Origin of the sequence: Vibrio diabolicus (genome assembly GCF_011801455.1) — a bacterium.
Classification (GTDB): Bacteria; Pseudomonadota; Gammaproteobacteria; order Enterobacterales; family Vibrionaceae; genus Vibrio; species Vibrio diabolicus.
Window position 1 is genome coordinate 1,018,775 of sequence record NZ_CP042452.1, and the last position, 15,809, is coordinate 1,034,583.

Annotated in this window: 15 protein-coding genes and 1 pseudogene; 7 read left to right on the forward strand and 9 right to left on the reverse strand. The window is 44.8% G+C overall.

Annotated features, from left to right (window positions below; translation table 11 throughout):
- Positions 1 to 232 precede the first annotated feature (232 nt).
- Together FR741_RS19845 and FR741_RS19850 are read left to right on the forward strand one after the other, a co-directional pair.
- Positions 233 to 1,801 carry a DUF1800 domain-containing protein gene (locus tag FR741_RS19845; protein ID WP_167427528.1) on the forward strand — a complete coding sequence of 523 codons (1,569 nt, stop codon included), beginning with the start codon at positions 233 to 235 and terminating at the stop codon, positions 1,799 to 1,801.
- A gap of 9 nt (positions 1,802 to 1,810) precedes the next feature.
- Positions 1,811 to 3,135: pseudogene (locus FR741_RS19850) on the forward strand (DUF1501 domain-containing protein).
- A gap of 86 nt (positions 3,136 to 3,221) precedes the next feature.
- Here FR741_RS19850 and FR741_RS19855 read toward each other — a convergent pair.
- A complete protein-coding gene (locus FR741_RS19855) occupies positions 3,222 to 4,316 on the reverse strand; it encodes a ketoacyl-ACP synthase III (RefSeq protein ID WP_005394577.1) in 1,095 nt (364 codons plus the stop codon).
- 162 nt (positions 4,317 to 4,478) lie between these two features.
- Between FR741_RS19855 and trxC the strand changes: the two genes are divergently transcribed.
- Both trxC and FR741_RS19865 read left to right on the forward strand, forming a co-directional pair.
- Positions 4,479 to 4,913 (forward strand): thioredoxin TrxC, encoded by a 435-nt coding sequence (trxC, locus tag FR741_RS19860; protein WP_005394579.1) that lies wholly within the window; start codon positions 4,479 to 4,481, stop codon positions 4,911 to 4,913.
- Positions 4,914 to 5,089: 176 nt separating this feature from the next.
- Complete coding sequence (locus tag FR741_RS19865; RefSeq protein WP_167427529.1) at positions 5,090 to 6,250, forward strand: MFS transporter; 1,161 nt, start codon at positions 5,090 to 5,092, stop codon at positions 6,248 to 6,250.
- Between the two features lie 48 nt (positions 6,251 to 6,298).
- Here the strand turns inward: FR741_RS19865 and FR741_RS19870 are convergent, their stop codons facing one another.
- Positions 6,299 to 6,688: a nitrous oxide-stimulated promoter family protein gene (locus FR741_RS19870; protein ID WP_048625082.1), complete on the reverse strand. Its 390-nt coding sequence runs from the start codon at positions 6,686 to 6,688 to the stop codon at positions 6,299 to 6,301.
- Positions 6,689 to 6,701: 13 nt separating this feature from the next.
- The gene (locus FR741_RS19875) at positions 6,702 to 7,211 is read right to left on the reverse strand and encodes a GNAT family N-acetyltransferase (protein WP_167427530.1); all 510 of its coding nucleotides are present in this window, start codon (positions 7,209 to 7,211) and stop codon (positions 6,702 to 6,704) included.
- A 136-nt stretch (positions 7,212 to 7,347) separates the two neighbouring features.
- Between FR741_RS19875 and FR741_RS19880 the strand changes: the two genes are divergently transcribed.
- Positions 7,348 to 7,539: a DUF2986 domain-containing protein gene (locus tag FR741_RS19880; RefSeq protein WP_012842232.1), complete on the forward strand. Its 192-nt coding sequence runs from the start codon at positions 7,348 to 7,350 to the stop codon at positions 7,537 to 7,539.
- Positions 7,540 to 7,593: 54 nt separating this feature from the next.
- Here the strand turns inward: FR741_RS19880 and FR741_RS19885 are convergent, their stop codons facing one another.
- Both FR741_RS19885 and FR741_RS19890 read right to left on the reverse strand, forming a co-directional pair.
- A complete protein-coding gene (locus FR741_RS19885) occupies positions 7,594 to 9,765 on the reverse strand; it encodes a TonB-dependent receptor (protein ID WP_048625083.1) in 2,172 nt (723 codons plus the stop codon).
- Between the two features lie 89 nt (positions 9,766 to 9,854).
- Complete coding sequence (locus FR741_RS19890; protein WP_167427531.1) at positions 9,855 to 10,592, reverse strand: siderophore ferric iron reductase; 738 nt, start codon at positions 10,590 to 10,592, stop codon at positions 9,855 to 9,857.
- 420 nt (positions 10,593 to 11,012) lie between these two features.
- Between FR741_RS19890 and FR741_RS19895 the strand changes: the two genes are divergently transcribed.
- Positions 11,013 to 12,344 carry an anaerobic C4-dicarboxylate transporter gene (locus tag FR741_RS19895; protein WP_005394592.1) on the forward strand — a complete coding sequence of 444 codons (1,332 nt, stop codon included), beginning with the start codon at positions 11,013 to 11,015 and terminating at the stop codon, positions 12,342 to 12,344.
- A gap of 88 nt (positions 12,345 to 12,432) precedes the next feature.
- Here FR741_RS19895 and FR741_RS19900 read toward each other — a convergent pair whose 3' ends face one another.
- Complete coding sequence (locus FR741_RS19900; protein WP_167427532.1) at positions 12,433 to 12,921, reverse strand: LabA-like NYN domain-containing protein; 489 nt, start codon at positions 12,919 to 12,921, stop codon at positions 12,433 to 12,435.
- Positions 12,922 to 13,039: 118 nt separating this feature from the next.
- On the opposite strand from FR741_RS19900, the gene FR741_RS19905 reads away from it, so the two are divergent.
- Complete coding sequence (locus FR741_RS19905) at positions 13,040 to 13,480, forward strand: DUF4174 domain-containing protein (RefSeq protein ID WP_012842228.1); 441 nt, start codon at positions 13,040 to 13,042, stop codon at positions 13,478 to 13,480.
- Between the two features lie 13 nt (positions 13,481 to 13,493).
- Here the strand turns inward: FR741_RS19905 and cobA are convergent, their stop codons facing one another.
- The 3 genes from cobA to nirD all read right to left on the reverse strand — a co-directional run bounded on the left by cobA (position 13,494) and on the right by nirD (position 15,802).
- Positions 13,494 to 14,252, reverse strand: a complete 759-nt coding sequence (gene cobA / locus FR741_RS19910; RefSeq protein WP_167427533.1) for a uroporphyrinogen-III C-methyltransferase — start codon at positions 14,250 to 14,252, stop codon at positions 13,494 to 13,496.
- Positions 14,253 to 14,425: 173 nt separating this feature from the next.
- Complete coding sequence (locus FR741_RS19915; RefSeq protein WP_167427534.1) at positions 14,426 to 15,274, reverse strand: formate/nitrite transporter family protein; 849 nt, start codon at positions 15,272 to 15,274, stop codon at positions 14,426 to 14,428.
- A gap of 204 nt (positions 15,275 to 15,478) precedes the next feature.
- Positions 15,479 to 15,802, reverse strand: a complete 324-nt coding sequence (gene nirD, locus FR741_RS19920) for a nitrite reductase small subunit NirD (RefSeq protein WP_167427535.1) — start codon at positions 15,800 to 15,802, stop codon at positions 15,479 to 15,481.
- Positions 15,803 to 15,809: the final 7 nt, after the last annotated feature.

Sequence of the window (15,809 nt, forward strand, 5' to 3'; positions counted from 1 at the left end):
TTGACCCTATTCTCACGCGATATTAAATATCAGTACGTTACCTAAATAAATATCAAAAACATCTAGCACTAAAGTACCAAATTCATAGATTGAGTTTTTTGTTAGTCACTTATAGAGACTATACTCATTCCTGCAGCTGCTTGATTTTTCTAAATTTATTATTTAGCTCAAATGAGCTTAATCACTCCCGTTAAATGGATTTAAGTCGTTCCCTCGGGTAAGCGAGTTAACTATGAGACGTCAGAAACAAAATGAAATCTCTTGTTGGGTACTAGGGTTGATTATCTTATTACTAAGTTACGTCCCTTCAGTACCAGCAGAAATGGAACTAACGCCCTCCGATCAAACCGTTGCGCGTTTCCTCTATCAGAGCACTTTTGGGCCAACACCAACATTAATTGATGAGGTAGAAGAAGTCGGGATGGAAAGTTGGATATCTCAACAAATCTACCTTCCTGCCACCTATCATCAACCGCTCTATCGGACACCTTTTTCCAAAGGCGCACAATCCAATCGAGAAAACGCTTGGTATCAAATTGTTATTACTGCTGATGATCAACTCAGACAGCGCATGGCGTATGCATTAAGCCAGATCTTAGTGGTCTCTCGCTATGGCGGTGTTCTTTCCAGTAAGCCCACTGGTCTAGTCGACTACTATGATGTATTGATTGCTAACGCTTTTGGCAACTACCGAGATTTATTATATGACGTTTCCATTCATCCTGTTATGGGCAGCTATTTGTCCATGCTCGGTAGCGCAAAAGAGAACAACACGACGGGTGCATTACCTGATGAGAACTTCGCTCGAGAGTTGATGCAGCTGTTCACCCTAGGCTTGTATGAACTGAATATTGATGGCAGTAAAAAGCTTGATCGTACAACGGGTAAGCCTATCCCCACATATACCCAAACGGATATTCAAGAGCTCGCTCGAGCATTAACTGGGTGGAAAAATGCCGATTTAGCGTTTGTCGAACCGATGCGAGTCATCAACCACCGACACGATGGTGGCGAGAAACGATTGCTTGGTAACACAATTCCTGCTGGTTTAACTGCGCAAGAAGAGCTTTCAAAAGTGATCGATATTTTGATGTCTCATCCAAACATGGCGCCGTTTGTTTCTAAGCTACTTATCCAACGTTTTGTAACTTCGAATCCAAGTCCGGAGTACATCGCACGTGTTGCTTCGGTATTCAATAACAATGGCGAAGGAGAAAAAGGAGATTTAAACGCGGTCATTCATGCCATCTTGCTCGATTCTGAGGCTCTAGGCATGACAGATACCCCGCCAATAAAAGTGAAAGAGCCAATACTGGTCCTAACTAATTTTCATCGAGCAGCGGGTTTTACAATCAAATCTACACGTTACGAAGACGCTACTACGATGATGAATATCGCCAATCAAGGACCTCTTCGTTCTCCTTCCGTATTTAATTTTTACTCTCCTGACTACCAACCATCTAACGAGTTTACGGAGTCTGGTATTAGCTCTCCGGAGTATGAGCTACTGAACTGGTCCGTTTATACCGATTTGGTCAACTATATGTTGACCAGCTCTCGCAGAGGCGGCGGTGATTCCTACACACTCGATCTCGGCGAGTTCTATCTTCTTTTGGATGATCACGATGCCTTAGTCGAGCTGGTTAACGAACGCTTCTTCGCTGGAACGGCCTCGGCGGAATTAAAAAAACTCATGCTCACCGTGTTAGATGAATATCGTGAGGACTATGTGCCAACAACAAAGCTCGCTTTGGTGATTTTTACCGCCATTTCCGGCGATGAATTCTATATTCAGGATTAGGAGTGGATTATGGATATTTCACGACGACATTTTATAAAAAGCACTGCATCGATGGGCGCTTTAGCTTCGCTTGGTCTACCGGGTTATTCTCTCGCGGCGCCATCCAATGACTTTCGAGCATTGATATGTGTTTATTTAGCAGGTGGAAACGATGCGTTCAACACTGTACTGCCGTTGTCTGACGCGCACTATAACCAATATGCCAAAGTCAGAGGTGCTCTTTCTGTCGCTAAAGACGACATACTCCCTATCAATTTGCGTACCGCCGATAGCTCGGATAATCTGGTAGAACTTGGCTTACACCCCAAACTAAAGGCGCTGTCTTCAATTTTCGAACAAGGCGATGCCAATATCGTGCTCAATAGCGGCATTCTCAACCATCCCGTTACAAAACAAGCGATTGAGCTAGGTGAAGCGTCACTTCCCGAGCAACTGTTTTCCCACAATTCACAAACTGACGCTTGGTTACTTGGTGGTATGCAAGAATCTAGCAACTTGGGTTGGGCGGGCAGAATGTTGGACGTATTAACTTCTGAATCAGAAATAACCCCACTATACAGTGTGCACGGGAACTCGCTTTGGTTACGCGCGATGGAACACCGCCAAACCGTGCTGAAAAAGACCGTGCGGTTCAGCTTACCGCGGTTGATAACCCGCTATACAAGGGGATCTATGACCAACTGCTTTCTCATCAAACAGAGAATCCGTTTAGTGGTCACTTTAATTTGATGGTTGATGAGTCGATGATGATGAGCCGTGTGCTAAGCGAGCAACTCAATCATATTGATGACGCGCCGCTGTTCACCTCATCAACACTCGGCAAGCAGATGCAAACCGTCTATAAATTGATCGCAAGCCAAGATGTGTTAAAGCAACAACGACAAGTCTTCTTCGTTAAACACTCTGGCTACGACCTACACGATTCTCAATTAGTTCGACACCCCGTACTACTCGAAGATCTAGCAACTAACCTCTTAGCAATGTATCGTGCGATTGCGCGGTTGGGGCTAAACAAGCAAGTCACCTCTTTTACAATGTCTGACTTTGGTCGACGGATGACAAGCAACGGTAACGGCACCGATCACGGTTGGGGTGGTCATCAACTATTGATTGGAGGCGCGGTGAATGGTCAGCGACCTATCGGCACATGGCCTGAACTAGTATTGGGTGGAAACGATGACTATTCTCAAGGTCGACTCATACCCCAAATTGCAGCGGATCAAGTGGGCTCAACCCTCGCGCAATGGATGGGCGTGAGTGATAACGCGGCACTGGAATACGTGTTCCCGAATATCCGCAACTTCGCTAATTCAAACCTTGGTTTTATGTCTTAAGCTGCTTTAATAAGCTCTTAATTAACATGTCATGAAAAAGGGAGCATTTACGCTCCCTTCTCAATATCATTTCCGCTGAGTGTCCGTTACGCCTCGTCGCGACGGCGCTCGTTACACAGCTTAATGGCACGCTCAAGCAATTCTAGCGCGGATTGCTCACATTCAGGCAGAGCCGCATCACTTTCACCAATTGGCGTTACGCGGTCACCCCATTTCAATACTGCCGCACCCCATGTCAAACCTGCACCAAATGCAGCAAGAAGCATGTTATCACCTGGGTTAACTCGGCCTTGCTCTACCGCTTCACACAATGCAATTGGCACCGTCGCTGCAGAAGTATTGCCGTAGTTTTGGATGTTCACAAACGCTTTGTCGTGTGGGATCCCAGACAGGTCACACAAGGTTTGAATAATACGAATATTCGCTTGATGAGGAATAACAACGTCGATTTGATCGGTAGTTAACTGTGATGCTTTAAGCACGGTTTTCGCAGCTAGCCCCATGCCTTTTACCGCACGTTTGAAAATTTCTTGTCCTACAAAGTTGAAATCCCAGTAACCGTTGTCTTCCGCAAAACGGTCCATACAAGTACCAAACTTTGGTACGGAAAGAATATCGCGACCTTTAGCGTCACAACCAATTTGAGATTGCAGTAGACCCGTTTCTTTTTCTGTTCTTGATAACACAACGGCGCCCGCGCCATCACCAAATAGAACAGCGGTATCTCGCATGGCCCAATCGATGTAGAAAGACAATCTTTCCGCGCCAATAATGATCGCGTTGCGATAGTTACCTGATTGAATCAAACGTGTGCCCGTTTCAAGGCCGTAGACAAATCCCGTACATGCGGCATTTAAATCAAAGGCCGCCGCAGAGCGAATGCCCAAGTTCTGCTGTATTTTAGATGCGATGTTTGGAATAAGTGAATCCGGAGAACAAGTCGCCACAATGATTAAATCAACGTCGCTGGCGTCAACGCCCGCGCGCGCCAATGCGTGTTTGGCAGCAACGGTTGCCATGTCTGAAGTATTTACATGGCTAATACGGCGGTTTTCGATACCGGTGCGGGTACGAATCCACTCATCTGAAGTATCAAGGAAAGTGCTAAGATCATCGTTAGAGAGCACGGCAGGAGGAACACATTTCCCCCAACCTGTAATTTCAGCGTAGTAATTTGTCATCGCAGACCTATTTATTGTTGTATTTTAATAAAATTTCTTAGAACCTTAGGCTCAAATACAAACCTGCTCTGCGTTATTTCGGCAGGTTAAAAAATAAGTATACAAATAATGAGGCTGACTGGTAAGTCATGTTTTCATCAATACGTAATAAAGGAAGAAGTCATGTCATCGTTTAAAACTCGCTGCCCTTCATGCGGCGGTCTGAATCGTGTCCCTAATGAGCGTGTTGCAGAGTCTGCAACTTGCGGTAAATGTAAAAGTGCACTTTTTGATGGCGCGCCTATCGAAGGAACGCAAGATAACTTTTCTGCCCTATTACAAAGTGATACGCCTGTTGTCGTCGACTTTTGGGCCCCTTGGTGTAATCCGTGCGTCGGTTTTGCCCCTGTTTTCTCGGATGTCGCTCATGAACAAGCAGGAACGGCTCGTTTTGTAAAGATTGATACAGAAGCACAACAAGCGCTCGCTGCACAATTTGGCATTCGAAGCATTCCTACCATCATGGTTTTCAAGAACGGTCAACGCGTTGATATGATCAATGGTGCGCTACCGAAAAGTCAGTTTGATCAATGGTTAAATCAAGCACTTAATAAGTAATTCTCCACGCCAACCTCACTGGTAGGTTGGCGTTTTTATGCAACTTATCGACCTATCTATTTAACAAATATTATTTGTCGAAACGACTTAAATTAATCATTTTACTTGCCTAACTATTAGCCTCATATTCGCGCCGAATAACCCATAGATTTCATTTAACTTATAGGCGCAAAACAGTGGAAAACACAGTCGTTCCTGCAGCATCACCACGAGTTACAGTTCCAGTCGTCGCACTGTCTCTTTATGCGGTGGCTTCGGGCTATTTAATGAGCTTGATCCCTCTCATGCTCGGTGAATACAACATCTCAGCAGATTATGCGAGTTGGTTGGCGAGTGTTTTTTATGGCGGCTTATTGGTCGGCGCGATGTTTATTGAACGTGTCGTGCGTCAAGTGGGTCACCGTAAAGCGTTTATTGGCTGCTTAGCGGCATTCTCGCTAACGATTGTCACGCTACCCGTTTTTGCTAATGGGTTAGTGTGGCTTGCTGCTCGTTTTATCGCAGGTATTGCCGTTGCGGGCGTTTTTGTCATTGTTGAATCTTGGCTAATGTCTGGCGACGAAGCATCACGTGCAAAACGTTTGAGCTTGTACATGCTATCGCTTTATGGCGGTTCTGCATTAGGCCAATTTGGCATTGGTGTACTTGGCGTAAGTGGCGGTGTTCCGTTCATTGCAATCACAACGCTGATCCTAATGGCGATGTTGGTGCTGATGTTTATTGAGTGTGAACAACCAAAGAGCCATGAATCAACCGCTTTGTCATTTAAGCAAATTGCCAAGCTAAACCATGCTGCAATTATTGGTTGTGTTGTATCAGGTTTGACCTTAGGCGCGATCTACGGATTAATGCCTGTTGAGCTCACTAACCGTAAAATCAACCATCAAGACATTGGTACATTGATGGCATTAGTGATCCTAGGTGGCATGTTGGTTCAACCAATGGTGACCACATTGAACAAATACATGAGCCGCACAGTGCTAATGGCGTTCTTCTGTATTTTGGGTATTTTTTCGATCGGTTTGACCTTTATTTCATCGTCAGCCGTGGTATTAGCTGCTGCTTTATTCTTTTTAGGTGCAGCTACTTTTGCCTTGTACCCAATTGCGATCAACTTAGGTTGTGAAGGACTTGATGAGCGCTTTATTGTCTCTGCTACACAAGTCATGCTGTTCAGCTACAGCATTGGCTCTGTTGCTGGCCCGGTTGTGGCTGATAAATTTATGGGCCAAGAACATGGCTTACTAGGCTACTTGTTTGCCGCTTTAGTTGCGACTGGCGTATACATGCTACTTGCAGCGAGCAAAACTAAGCAGCGTATGGCCGCTGGCCTCTAACCACGCAACTTCTACTCAACGAAAACGAGGGCATGTCGCCCTCGTTTTTTATTCTTCGCGTTTTTGTTTAGATAAACGTTTGTGACGGTTTGACGCGTTCGCTGCAGGTTTTTCCGGTACCGTGCGCTTTTCATGAAGTAAATGACGAACCGCCAAGATGGGATGTTTCAGTAGCATTCTGGGGCCAGAGTAACGCATCACCAAACGCATTTGCTCTTTCGGGTCCGGTTTATAACAGTGAATCGGACACTTGTTACACGTAGGTTTATTCTCTCCATAAGGACAGCGGTCAAGACGAACTTCTGCGTATTCAAGCAGCTCACGACATTCTGAGCACAAGTCACTTTTTGTTCCATGGTGATCGTGACAGTAAACCTCTACCATGGCTTTTACCGTCTTAAATTCAGTGGCGAGCTTGCCAAGTAAAATATCGCTCATGAGCTTCCAAAAATCACAACGTCATTGTGTAAAGTTCTAACGTTCGACCATTATCGTATTGCTGCTCAACTCGTTCAAACTCAAAGCCCAGTTTTTTGAGCAAACTTATACTACGAATATTGTCATTGTTGGTGATGGCAGCCAACTTATCGAGTTTCATTTCCCCTCGAGCATATTCCAGCACCGCGGTTGCCGACTCGACTCCGTAGCCGCAACCATAAGCAGAAGGTAAAAAACCATACCCAAGATCGTAGTGTTGCAATTTGTCACGTTTAACTAGCCCACAAATACCGATCGGTTGTCCATCGTCTTTTTTCTCTACTACGAGTAAACTCACGCCTTTAACTTTTTGCATGCGTAGCATGTTTTCTTTTATATAACGCGCCGCTTCATATTCAGTACGAATTTGTTTATCTCCGACAAAACGGTAAAAGTCTGGGTGGTTATAAAGTTCTAATATGAATGGTGCATCATCTACACTCACAAGACGTAATATCAAACGTTCAGTGATCAGTGTTTTCATTTTGACTCCATTAAAACGCGAGAGATGATTGGGCATAGAAACGTACTTGAATCTTGCGACCGACGTAATGGCTTATTTAGTTGTAACTTGATAAAAAAATAACTATCCTGCCCCGCTAAATTAAAGGACCACCACCATGAACCGCAAGAAGAAAATCAATCAGATCTTAAAAGCGAAGCAGAAGAAGCACAACGCTAAGCTACATAAGAGCAATAAGCCGCGTTATATCTCCAAAGCTGAACGTGCAAAAATGGAAGCTGAAGAGCAAAACCAAGCCTCGGAAAGCACGGAAAATGTTGTAGACACAGTGCCGACAGATCAAGCCTAAAAGAAAAGCCGCTTTATGCGGCTTTTTTTGTTTATTGTACGGAGAGAATTGACTTTAATATTCAACACTGTAGTTCAGTGTGAATGTGCGACCTCTTCCTTTGTAGTCGTAAGCTGCTGCATCGTAGTGTGCCGCATAAAGAATCTGCGCACGTTGACCCCAAGCGGTTGTGTAGTCTTCGTCAAATAGGTTTTGAATACCAAAGCCTAACTGCCCAACAGGTAGTGTTACATTACCCAGAAGATCAAACGTGGTGTAGCCCTCCAACTTATTGTTGGCGTCATCTTCGTAATCAAACATCGTCTGACTTTGTAGACGAATTGAGTACGAATCTTGGTAGTATGCAGCCCATGCATTAGCCTTAGACGTACTGGCTTTACCTGCGCTCAAATCTTCCCATTTACCATCGGTTTTCAGCTCAGAAACTACGTAGTGTCCTGATGCCCCTAACAGGATATCGCGGGTCACCCAGTAATTGATGTTTGCTTCTGCACCGTAAACACGCTGCTCGTCGTCAACATTCGTAATCAACAACGTTTTTCTATCATACTTGATGGAGTTGTCGGAAAGCGAGTAGTAGCCTGCCGCCTGAAGCGCAAGAGAGTTGGTATCAAGACGGTAACCGATCTCATAGCTGTCCGTTTTAATACCTGACATTTTTGAGTCAGATACATTAATGCTGTTGTTCAACGCATAGTGCCCGTTTGCATCCACAGCGTCATAGCTGCCTTGACCATAGTACTTCGCAGGGTCAGCAAGTTCGAAACCTTGGGAGAAATTTGCCCAAAGTTGAGATTCATCATTAAGCTGATAAATGGTGCCCAAATTAAACAGACTTACAGAGTAGTCGGTGCTACCACCTGGTACCGCATCCGCTGACACCCCCTTACCCGAGGCAATCTTCTTTTGTACGCTATAGGCAACAAAGTCATCAATCTTGTTGTCCATGTATTGATAGCGGTAGCCTGCTTGAACGGACCAATCTTGATTAATTTGATAGTCACCTTGAACAAACATTGCGTAAGACGTTACATCTACACCTGGGTAACGACCAACTTCGGCGTACGTTTTATTAATCAAGTTTCCAGAGTTGTTTGCAATGCTTGGATCGAATAGAGCTTGATTGCTCTCAAAACGGTCTAAATACGCATCAACACCATAAACAAGGTTGAATGATTCCCAGTTTTTTGCCAGTGCCAAACGTCCAGCAAAAACCTCTGTCTTTTGCTGAGAAGCACCTTGGTAATAAGGAGTAAACGTTTGGTCTTCACTTCGGTAAGACAACTCGCCAATCAGTTGATGGCCGAATACGCTGTCGTGAGCGTAGTTCGCACTTAAGAGAACTCGCTCTGTACCGTGTTCACGATCGGAATCGAATCCCTCTCGTACATCAACAAATTTATTGTTAACAATGTACAAGCCGTATGGCGAATCTTGCTGGCTGTCATAGTATTGTGCGACAAGGTTTAACTTGCTGGCATCGGAGATTTGAATCTCTGTCGATCCCATCACATCAAGCGTCGAGTTGTATTGCAGAGAACCTTGGGAAATATCTGGCGTGACAATGTCGCCATTTGCGTCAAATGCACCTTGTGTCTCGGTGTACACAACCGAACCTCTAGCGGCAACTCGATCGTTACCACCGGAAATAGACTGCGCTAGTTTGTAATCAAAGTCATCGCTGCTGTTAAAACCTGTAGTGCCACTCACGTAGGATTCAAACGACAAGTCATCGGAGTAAGCTTTCTTGGTGATAATGTTGATAACACCACCTGTAGCGCCAGCCCCATAAATGGAGGTTGCACCAGATAGTACTTCAATTCGCTCGATGTTGAATGGGTCAATTGCATCAAGCTGACGACTAATTGGGCGAGAAGACTGCAGTGAGACTCCATCAATCATCACCAACATCGCTCTGCCACGCAGGTTCTGGCCGTAGTTAGTTCGACCACCCGTACCAACGTCTAGAGAAGGGATGGTTGCAGAAAGAATGTCACCAAGTGTCTTGCCCGCGCGATATTGCTGAGCAATTTCCTCTTGCCCTACAAACCAAACCGTTCCTGGAATATCAGAGATCGATTTCGGCATCACACTGCCCACGACCACCATTTGTTCATCACTTGGTGTTGATGTTTGTTGAAGTTCTTCCGCAGCTATTGAGCTAACTGCGTATCCACTGCTCATCGCAAGTACGATGAGATTAAGAGAAAACGTCCTTTTTATCATTGTATTTATCTTTTTGTTGTCAACAAGAGCATGCAATGATACTTATTCTCACTCTCAAATCGAGCACTGTTACATAAGTTAACCAAATGTTAATTAGAATTACGCTTGCTCATAAGCTGTCGATTTTTTTCTAAACGAGGACAATCTTCACAAAGCTTTCTGCCTTCACACTTATAGACTAAACAACAGCTTTTTCTGACCAATTTTAGCGGCTGATCCAGTGACGTCTCATAAAGTGAATGACTACTGTTGGCATCTAAACCCAATGCCTGTAACCACAAGATGGCATGCTCACGCAATGTCGTGTTGGTCATTTGCGGAAAACGCTGTTGAAGACGAATCAAACAAGCCATGATCCCATCCGACATCAATTGATGAGTGAAACCTGGGCGAATGCGCGTCCATTGACTCATTTCTTGTTGGTAGAAATCGAACAACTCTCGAATTTGACGTCCTGCCTCTTTTATTAATTCTTCTGGCTTACCATGTATATGTGTTTCGTCAGCGAATCGATATCCAGACACAAAACAAGGCTTGAGGTGCTGCGCCATCTCACGAATGTTTGGCAACGTGTGGAAACCGTAAATAGAAATGAACGCAACATAAACAGGCTGCCAACACAACAAATCCCACGTTCTCGTCAACCAATACGCTTTTCCCGCTTCCGGATGAGCCTCAGACAACTGTTGGTAAAGGCCTTGAATGATCGGATTGATATCATTTTCGATATGAATAACTTCTTGCCCTATTTCGCCAATATCACCGTGCAGGTAAGGCGTAATCTCACTCGAAGTTTGAAATAGTTGCGGGAAAAATTGCTCAGACATGATGGTTTATTGTTGGTGTAGTCATTCTGACACCTTTATACCCAAGCACTAATCGCAATGCAAACTATTATCTTTTGTGTTCACATAACAAAAGCCTATTCTCATCTGTGGTCTCTGTCTCTATTTTCAAGCTCTTTGCGCCCGTAAGGTCTGCTTACGTATGCGATGAATAGCAACAAACTCTTAAACCTCTTCGCATTTAGCGCTGACATGATCGCAAAAATACACAGCATAAAAACACCCTGATAAAACTGTGTTAACAGTTTCCCTGTTTAGCGTGAGTTATTGCCAATAATTGAATATTGCTGTTTCTTATCCAAAGGAGTGTGAACAACATGAAGTATTTTCTTTCTGAATATCGGGACAATGTAATTAAGTAATTTGGCTATATAGCCCCCTGTTTTGAATAAGGAAATCCACATGTTGTATCTTGAGTTTCTATTTTTGCTCGTGATGCTGTATATCGGCTCACGTTATGGTGGTATAGGCCTTGGGGTCGTATCTGGTATTGGTTTGGTGATTGAAGTCTTCATCTTTAAGATGCCGCCAACCTCCCCTCCTGTCACCGTTATGTTGATAATCTTGGCAGTGGTAACATGTGCATCCATTCTTGAAGCGGCTGGTGGTTTGAAATACATGCTGCAAGTTGCCGAACGTGTGCTTCGTAAAAACCCAAAACGCGTCACCCTCATCGCTCCTTTTGTTACTTACTTTATGACCTTCTTGCTCGGCACAGGTCACGCGGTTTACTCCATCATGCCAATCATTGGCGACGTTGCACTGAAAAACGGCATTCGTCCGGAACGTCCAATGGCAGCCGCTTCCGTCGCTTCGCAAATCGCGATTACGGCCTCTCCAATTTCAGCGGCAGTCGTTTACTACTTGGCACAACTCTCTGATATTCAGCACGAGATCACTCTGCTTTCTATTCTGCTCGTTACTGTACCTGCAACGCTATTCGGTACGTTGCTGATGTCACTTTACAGCCTAAAACGCGGTAAAGAACTGGAAGACGATGAAGAATACCAAGAGCGTTTAAAAGATCCGGTGTGGCGTGAAAAGATCCTCAACACCACTGCAACGTCTCTTGATGAAGTGCTACCAACAAGTGCTCGTAACTCTGTGTTGCTGTTCATCGCGTCTATCTTGGTTATCGTCGTTATCGCGATGTGGCCGGACATTCGTACCATCGTGGATGGCGCGAAACCAATCAGCATGGCCGTTGTGATTCAAATGATGATGCTCTGCTTCGGCGGTATCATTTTGCTTGCAACCAAAACTGACCCACGTGACGTACCAAACGGCGTAGTATTCAAATCAGGTATGGTGGCTGCCATTGCGATCTTCGGTATCGCCTGGATGTCAGATACTTACTTCCAATACGCAATGCCTCAGTTCAAATCTGGCATCGTTGAGATGGTAACCAACTACCCTTGGACGTTCGCGCTTGCGTTGTTCATTGTATCGGTTGTGGTGAACTCTCAAGCAGCAACGGCTCGTATGATGCTGCCTGTTGGTCTTGGCTTGGGTCTGGATCCTGCACTGCTTATCGGCCTAATGCCTGCGGTATACGGTTACTTCTTTATTCCGAACTACCCTTCAGATATCGCGACAGTGAACTTCGATACGTCAGGTACCACTAAGATTGGTAAGTGGTACTTCAACCACTCATTTATGTCGGTAGGTTTGATTGGTGTGATTGGTGCTTGCTGTCTGGGCTACTTGTTAGGACAAATGATCATTCCTTCATAATTAGCCAAATCAACAATAAATTAGAGGCGAGTCATTGTACGTTAGCGTACAGCCTGAATGACTCGCCTTTTCTTTGTCACGTTAGTGATTACAATAAGAAGTCATCATCAACCGCGACAAAGTTATCGGCACAATCAATCAGAGTTTGGGATGTTAGCTTAGGCACACCATAAACAGTCACCGTTTTATTGAAGCGCTGCTGAATTCGTTCCACCAGAAGACTAAAGTCCCCATCTCCAGAAACGAGAATCACTTCCTCAACTTCAGGGGCAATTTCAATCGCATCAAGAGTAATACCGACATCCCAGTCGCCTTTCGAGCTGCCGTCACGACGCTGAATATAGGGTTTAAGCATTACCTCGAACCCAACACCGCGTAAAATGTGATGAAACTGACGCTGTTTTGGATCGTTACTCGCGATGGCATAAGCACGAGCACTCACCACCTCTTTCCCTTGCGTCGCAACATACCAAAACTGGTTGTAATCAAAATTACTGCGATACGCTTCGCGACAGGTGTAATACACATTCTGTACATCAACCAAAATGGCGATCTTTTGTTTTCTTTCCGAATTCATCTGTTTCTACGCTTGATTTATTTGCTGCCTACCCTAAGTCAGTTTTGGTAAAAGCACAATGAGCCAATTCCACTAAACTTAACGTATAAACGGTATTTGGGTTTCTAGGGGAACTGTCATGGGCGGAAAGTTACTAGTGATACTACTTTCTTGTATCTTGTCATCGACAGCATTCGGTTATCCAGCACATTCAAAGTACTGGCCGCATCGGAGTGTGCTTTACTTCGCTCCAGAAAACGATGAATACGTTAAACAATTCTTACTAGAAACACTCATGAATGAGTGCGAGTTGGAAGACAGAGATGTGGTCACATTAGTCATTACAGAACAAGGCTATACGTCTCCAGCTTGGCTCAAAGAAGAGTTTGATTTGAAAATGCTTGCCAAGCTGTATGAAATTGAAAAAGGCTCACATACCGCAATTTTACTTGGTAAAGATGGTCAAGAGAAATACCGATGGGGCGCAGAAACAGATTGGCCATTTATCAACAATTTGATTGATCAAATGCCAATGCGTAAGCAAGAAATGCAGAGACGTCACAGCCCCTGCAAAATCTAACCATTAGACGAACTTATTTTCTAAACCAGTCTAGTTTGTTGTGCAACTGAGTCACGCTGCCAACGACGATCAACGCTGGACTGATCGCCTTCTCAGCCATTTCAGAAAGTTCGTTCAGTTTTCCTTGGAACACGCGCTGCTCTGGGCGCGTACCGTTTTCAATAATGGCGCATGACATCTCAGGATCTAACCCATGAGTGATCAGCTTATCCATAATATGGCCGCTTTGCTTCAACCCCATATAGAACACAAGTGTGTTGTTGGATTGCGCTAGTGAATGCCATTCAATCTCACGACCATCTTTTTGTACATGACCAGTGATAAATTGAACGCTTTGTGCATGGTCGCGGTGTGTTAATGGAATACCAGCATAAGCCGTCGCGCCCGCCGCCGCCGTAATACCCGGAACCACTTCGTATTTGATGCCAAATTCGGCTAGTTCTTCTAGCTCTTCACCACCACGGCCAAAGATAAATGAGTCCCCACCTTTTAGGCGCACAACGCGTTTACCTTCTTGCGCTTTCTGCACCAAGATTTGGTTGATTTGATCTTGAGGCACACAGTGAAAATCGAGCTTTTTCCCAACATAAATCATCTCTGCTGATGCATGCGCCAACTCAAGAATATCTTTCGATACCAAACGGTCATACACCACAACTTCAGCCGCTTGAATCGCTTTCAAACCTTTGACCGTCAGTAAATCCGGATCGCCAGGCCCAGCACCAACAAGAGAAACAAAGCCGCTGTTTAAAGATGAGTTCGCAGTAGTCATATCAACGCCTATCGGAAAATTGGGATATAAAGAGTAACACTCACTTAATTGGCTTAGGGTTCAAACTACCCCAAGGAGTTATTATTTTTTATAGCTAAATCAATACAATATCTATCGAAAGTTAAATGAGTTGAATAGCCCTACCCACCAAAGGTAGGGCCAAATAAAGCGGTTTATTTTGCGATTGCAGGTTCTGCAATAACGTCCTCTTCAACACTTAGAGAAGGCGCTGTTTTCGCATGAGTTAGGTACAGTGGTAGACAAGTCATGACAAGACCACCGATGATGTTACCTAGAATGGTTGGGATTAAGTTGAAGTTCAACCAAGTCGCGATACCAAAGTCCGCACCTAAAATCATACCTAGTGGGAATAGGAACATGTTTACCACAGTGTGCTCAAATACGAGTGCGAAGAAGATGAAGATTGGGAACCACATCATCGCTACACGACCAGATACTGAACGTGCCGTCATGTTGCCGATCACGCCTAGGCACACCATTAGGTTACAAAAGATAGCGCGAACAAAACACGTGATCCATCCGTCCATGCCCATGTTTTCGAAACCAAGGCTACGGGCAGTCGATACAGCGACAAACTTCTTCGCTACCGCGTTCAATTCTAGAGAGAAGTTACCGGTTAGAGAGATAGCCACTAGGTAAGCCACTATTAGAGAACCAATCAGGTTACCCAAACCTACCAATCCCCAGCAACGGAAAATACGAGCCCAAGTGATACCCGGACGGTTAGCAAACTTAGCCAAAGGCGCAAGGCCAAAAACACCTGTGACAAGGTCGTAACCCATCACACTGAGAATCACAAAGCCCACAGGGAAAACAAGCGCCCCCACAAGGCCAATGCCTGTTTGTACAATCGCGGTAATAGCAACCACCACTGCAAGAGACAGAATAACGCCTGCCATCGTGCCGCGAAGCAGAAGATCTCGAGTGCTGGTATTAATTTTCGCTTCACCCACGTTGATCATGGTTTGCACGAATTCAGCAGGTTTAAAGTCTGTAGACATGAATGTGTCCTTATTCAAAATTGAAAGTTAAAAAGTTAAAAAGTTAAAGATTGAATAGAGAAAGGCTTCCAGTTGACACCCACTGCTGTCGACATCATCTCGCTTCCCTGTTCCCCCAAGATGACGCTTGGAAAGCCTTTGTCTATTGAATCTAAGTACTCGGTGCATTCCCTCCCCTTAAGGAGGAGGGAATGCAAACCAAGCTTATGCAGAAATTTCTACTTCACCGTTGGTTACGCGCGTTTTGTACGCTTTCACGTTAAAACGCTCGTCTTCCATGCACGCACCTGTTGCCAGGTTAAAGCGTTGCTTTTTAAGTGGGCTTGCTACCCAAAGTTCGCCTTGGTGCTCACAAATCAAACCGCGAGAAAGCACGTTTGATTGGAAGAACGGGTCTGTGTTGCTGATCGCCAGCACTTCTTCTGCTTGTGTTGGGCGGAATACCGCAACTTGCTTACCATCAACCAGTGCACAAACACCCGTGCCCGGTACGATGTCGCTGATTTGGCAAATCTTTTCAAATGACATAATCAAC

Coding starts and splice junctions, on each gene's coding strand:
- FR741_RS19845 (WP_167427528.1), top strand. CDS start 233: ATGAGACGTCAGAAACAAAATGAAATCTCTTGTTGGGTACTAGGGTTG.
- FR741_RS19855 (WP_005394577.1), bottom strand. CDS start 4,316: ATGACAAATTACTACGCTGAAATTACAGGTTGGGGGAAATGTGTTCCT.
- trxC (WP_005394579.1), top strand. CDS start 4,479: ATGTCATCGTTTAAAACTCGCTGCCCTTCATGCGGCGGTCTGAATCGT.
- FR741_RS19870 (WP_048625082.1), bottom strand. CDS start 6,688: ATGAGCGATATTTTACTTGGCAAGCTCGCCACTGAATTTAAGACGGTA.
- FR741_RS19875 (WP_167427530.1), bottom strand. CDS start 7,211: ATGAAAACACTGATCACTGAACGTTTGATATTACGTCTTGTGAGTGTA.
- FR741_RS19880 (WP_012842232.1), top strand. CDS start 7,348: ATGAACCGCAAGAAGAAAATCAATCAGATCTTAAAAGCGAAGCAGAAG.
- FR741_RS19885 (WP_048625083.1), bottom strand. CDS start 9,765: ATGATAAAAAGGACGTTTTCTCTTAATCTCATCGTACTTGCGATGAGC.
- FR741_RS19890 (WP_167427531.1), bottom strand. CDS start 10,592: ATGTCTGAGCAATTTTTCCCGCAACTATTTCAAACTTCGAGTGAGATT.
- FR741_RS19895 (WP_005394592.1), top strand. CDS start 11,013: ATGTTGTATCTTGAGTTTCTATTTTTGCTCGTGATGCTGTATATCGGC.
- FR741_RS19900 (WP_167427532.1), bottom strand. CDS start 12,921: ATGAATTCGGAAAGAAAACAAAAGATCGCCATTTTGGTTGATGTACAG.
- FR741_RS19905 (WP_012842228.1), top strand. CDS start 13,040: ATGGGCGGAAAGTTACTAGTGATACTACTTTCTTGTATCTTGTCATCG.
- cobA (WP_167427533.1), bottom strand. CDS start 14,252: ATGACTACTGCGAACTCATCTTTAAACAGCGGCTTTGTTTCTCTTGTT.
- FR741_RS19915 (WP_167427534.1), bottom strand. CDS start 15,274: ATGTCTACAGACTTTAAACCTGCTGAATTCGTGCAAACCATGATCAAC.
- nirD (WP_167427535.1), bottom strand. CDS start 15,802: ATGTCATTTGAAAAGATTTGCCAAATCAGCGACATCGTACCGGGCACG.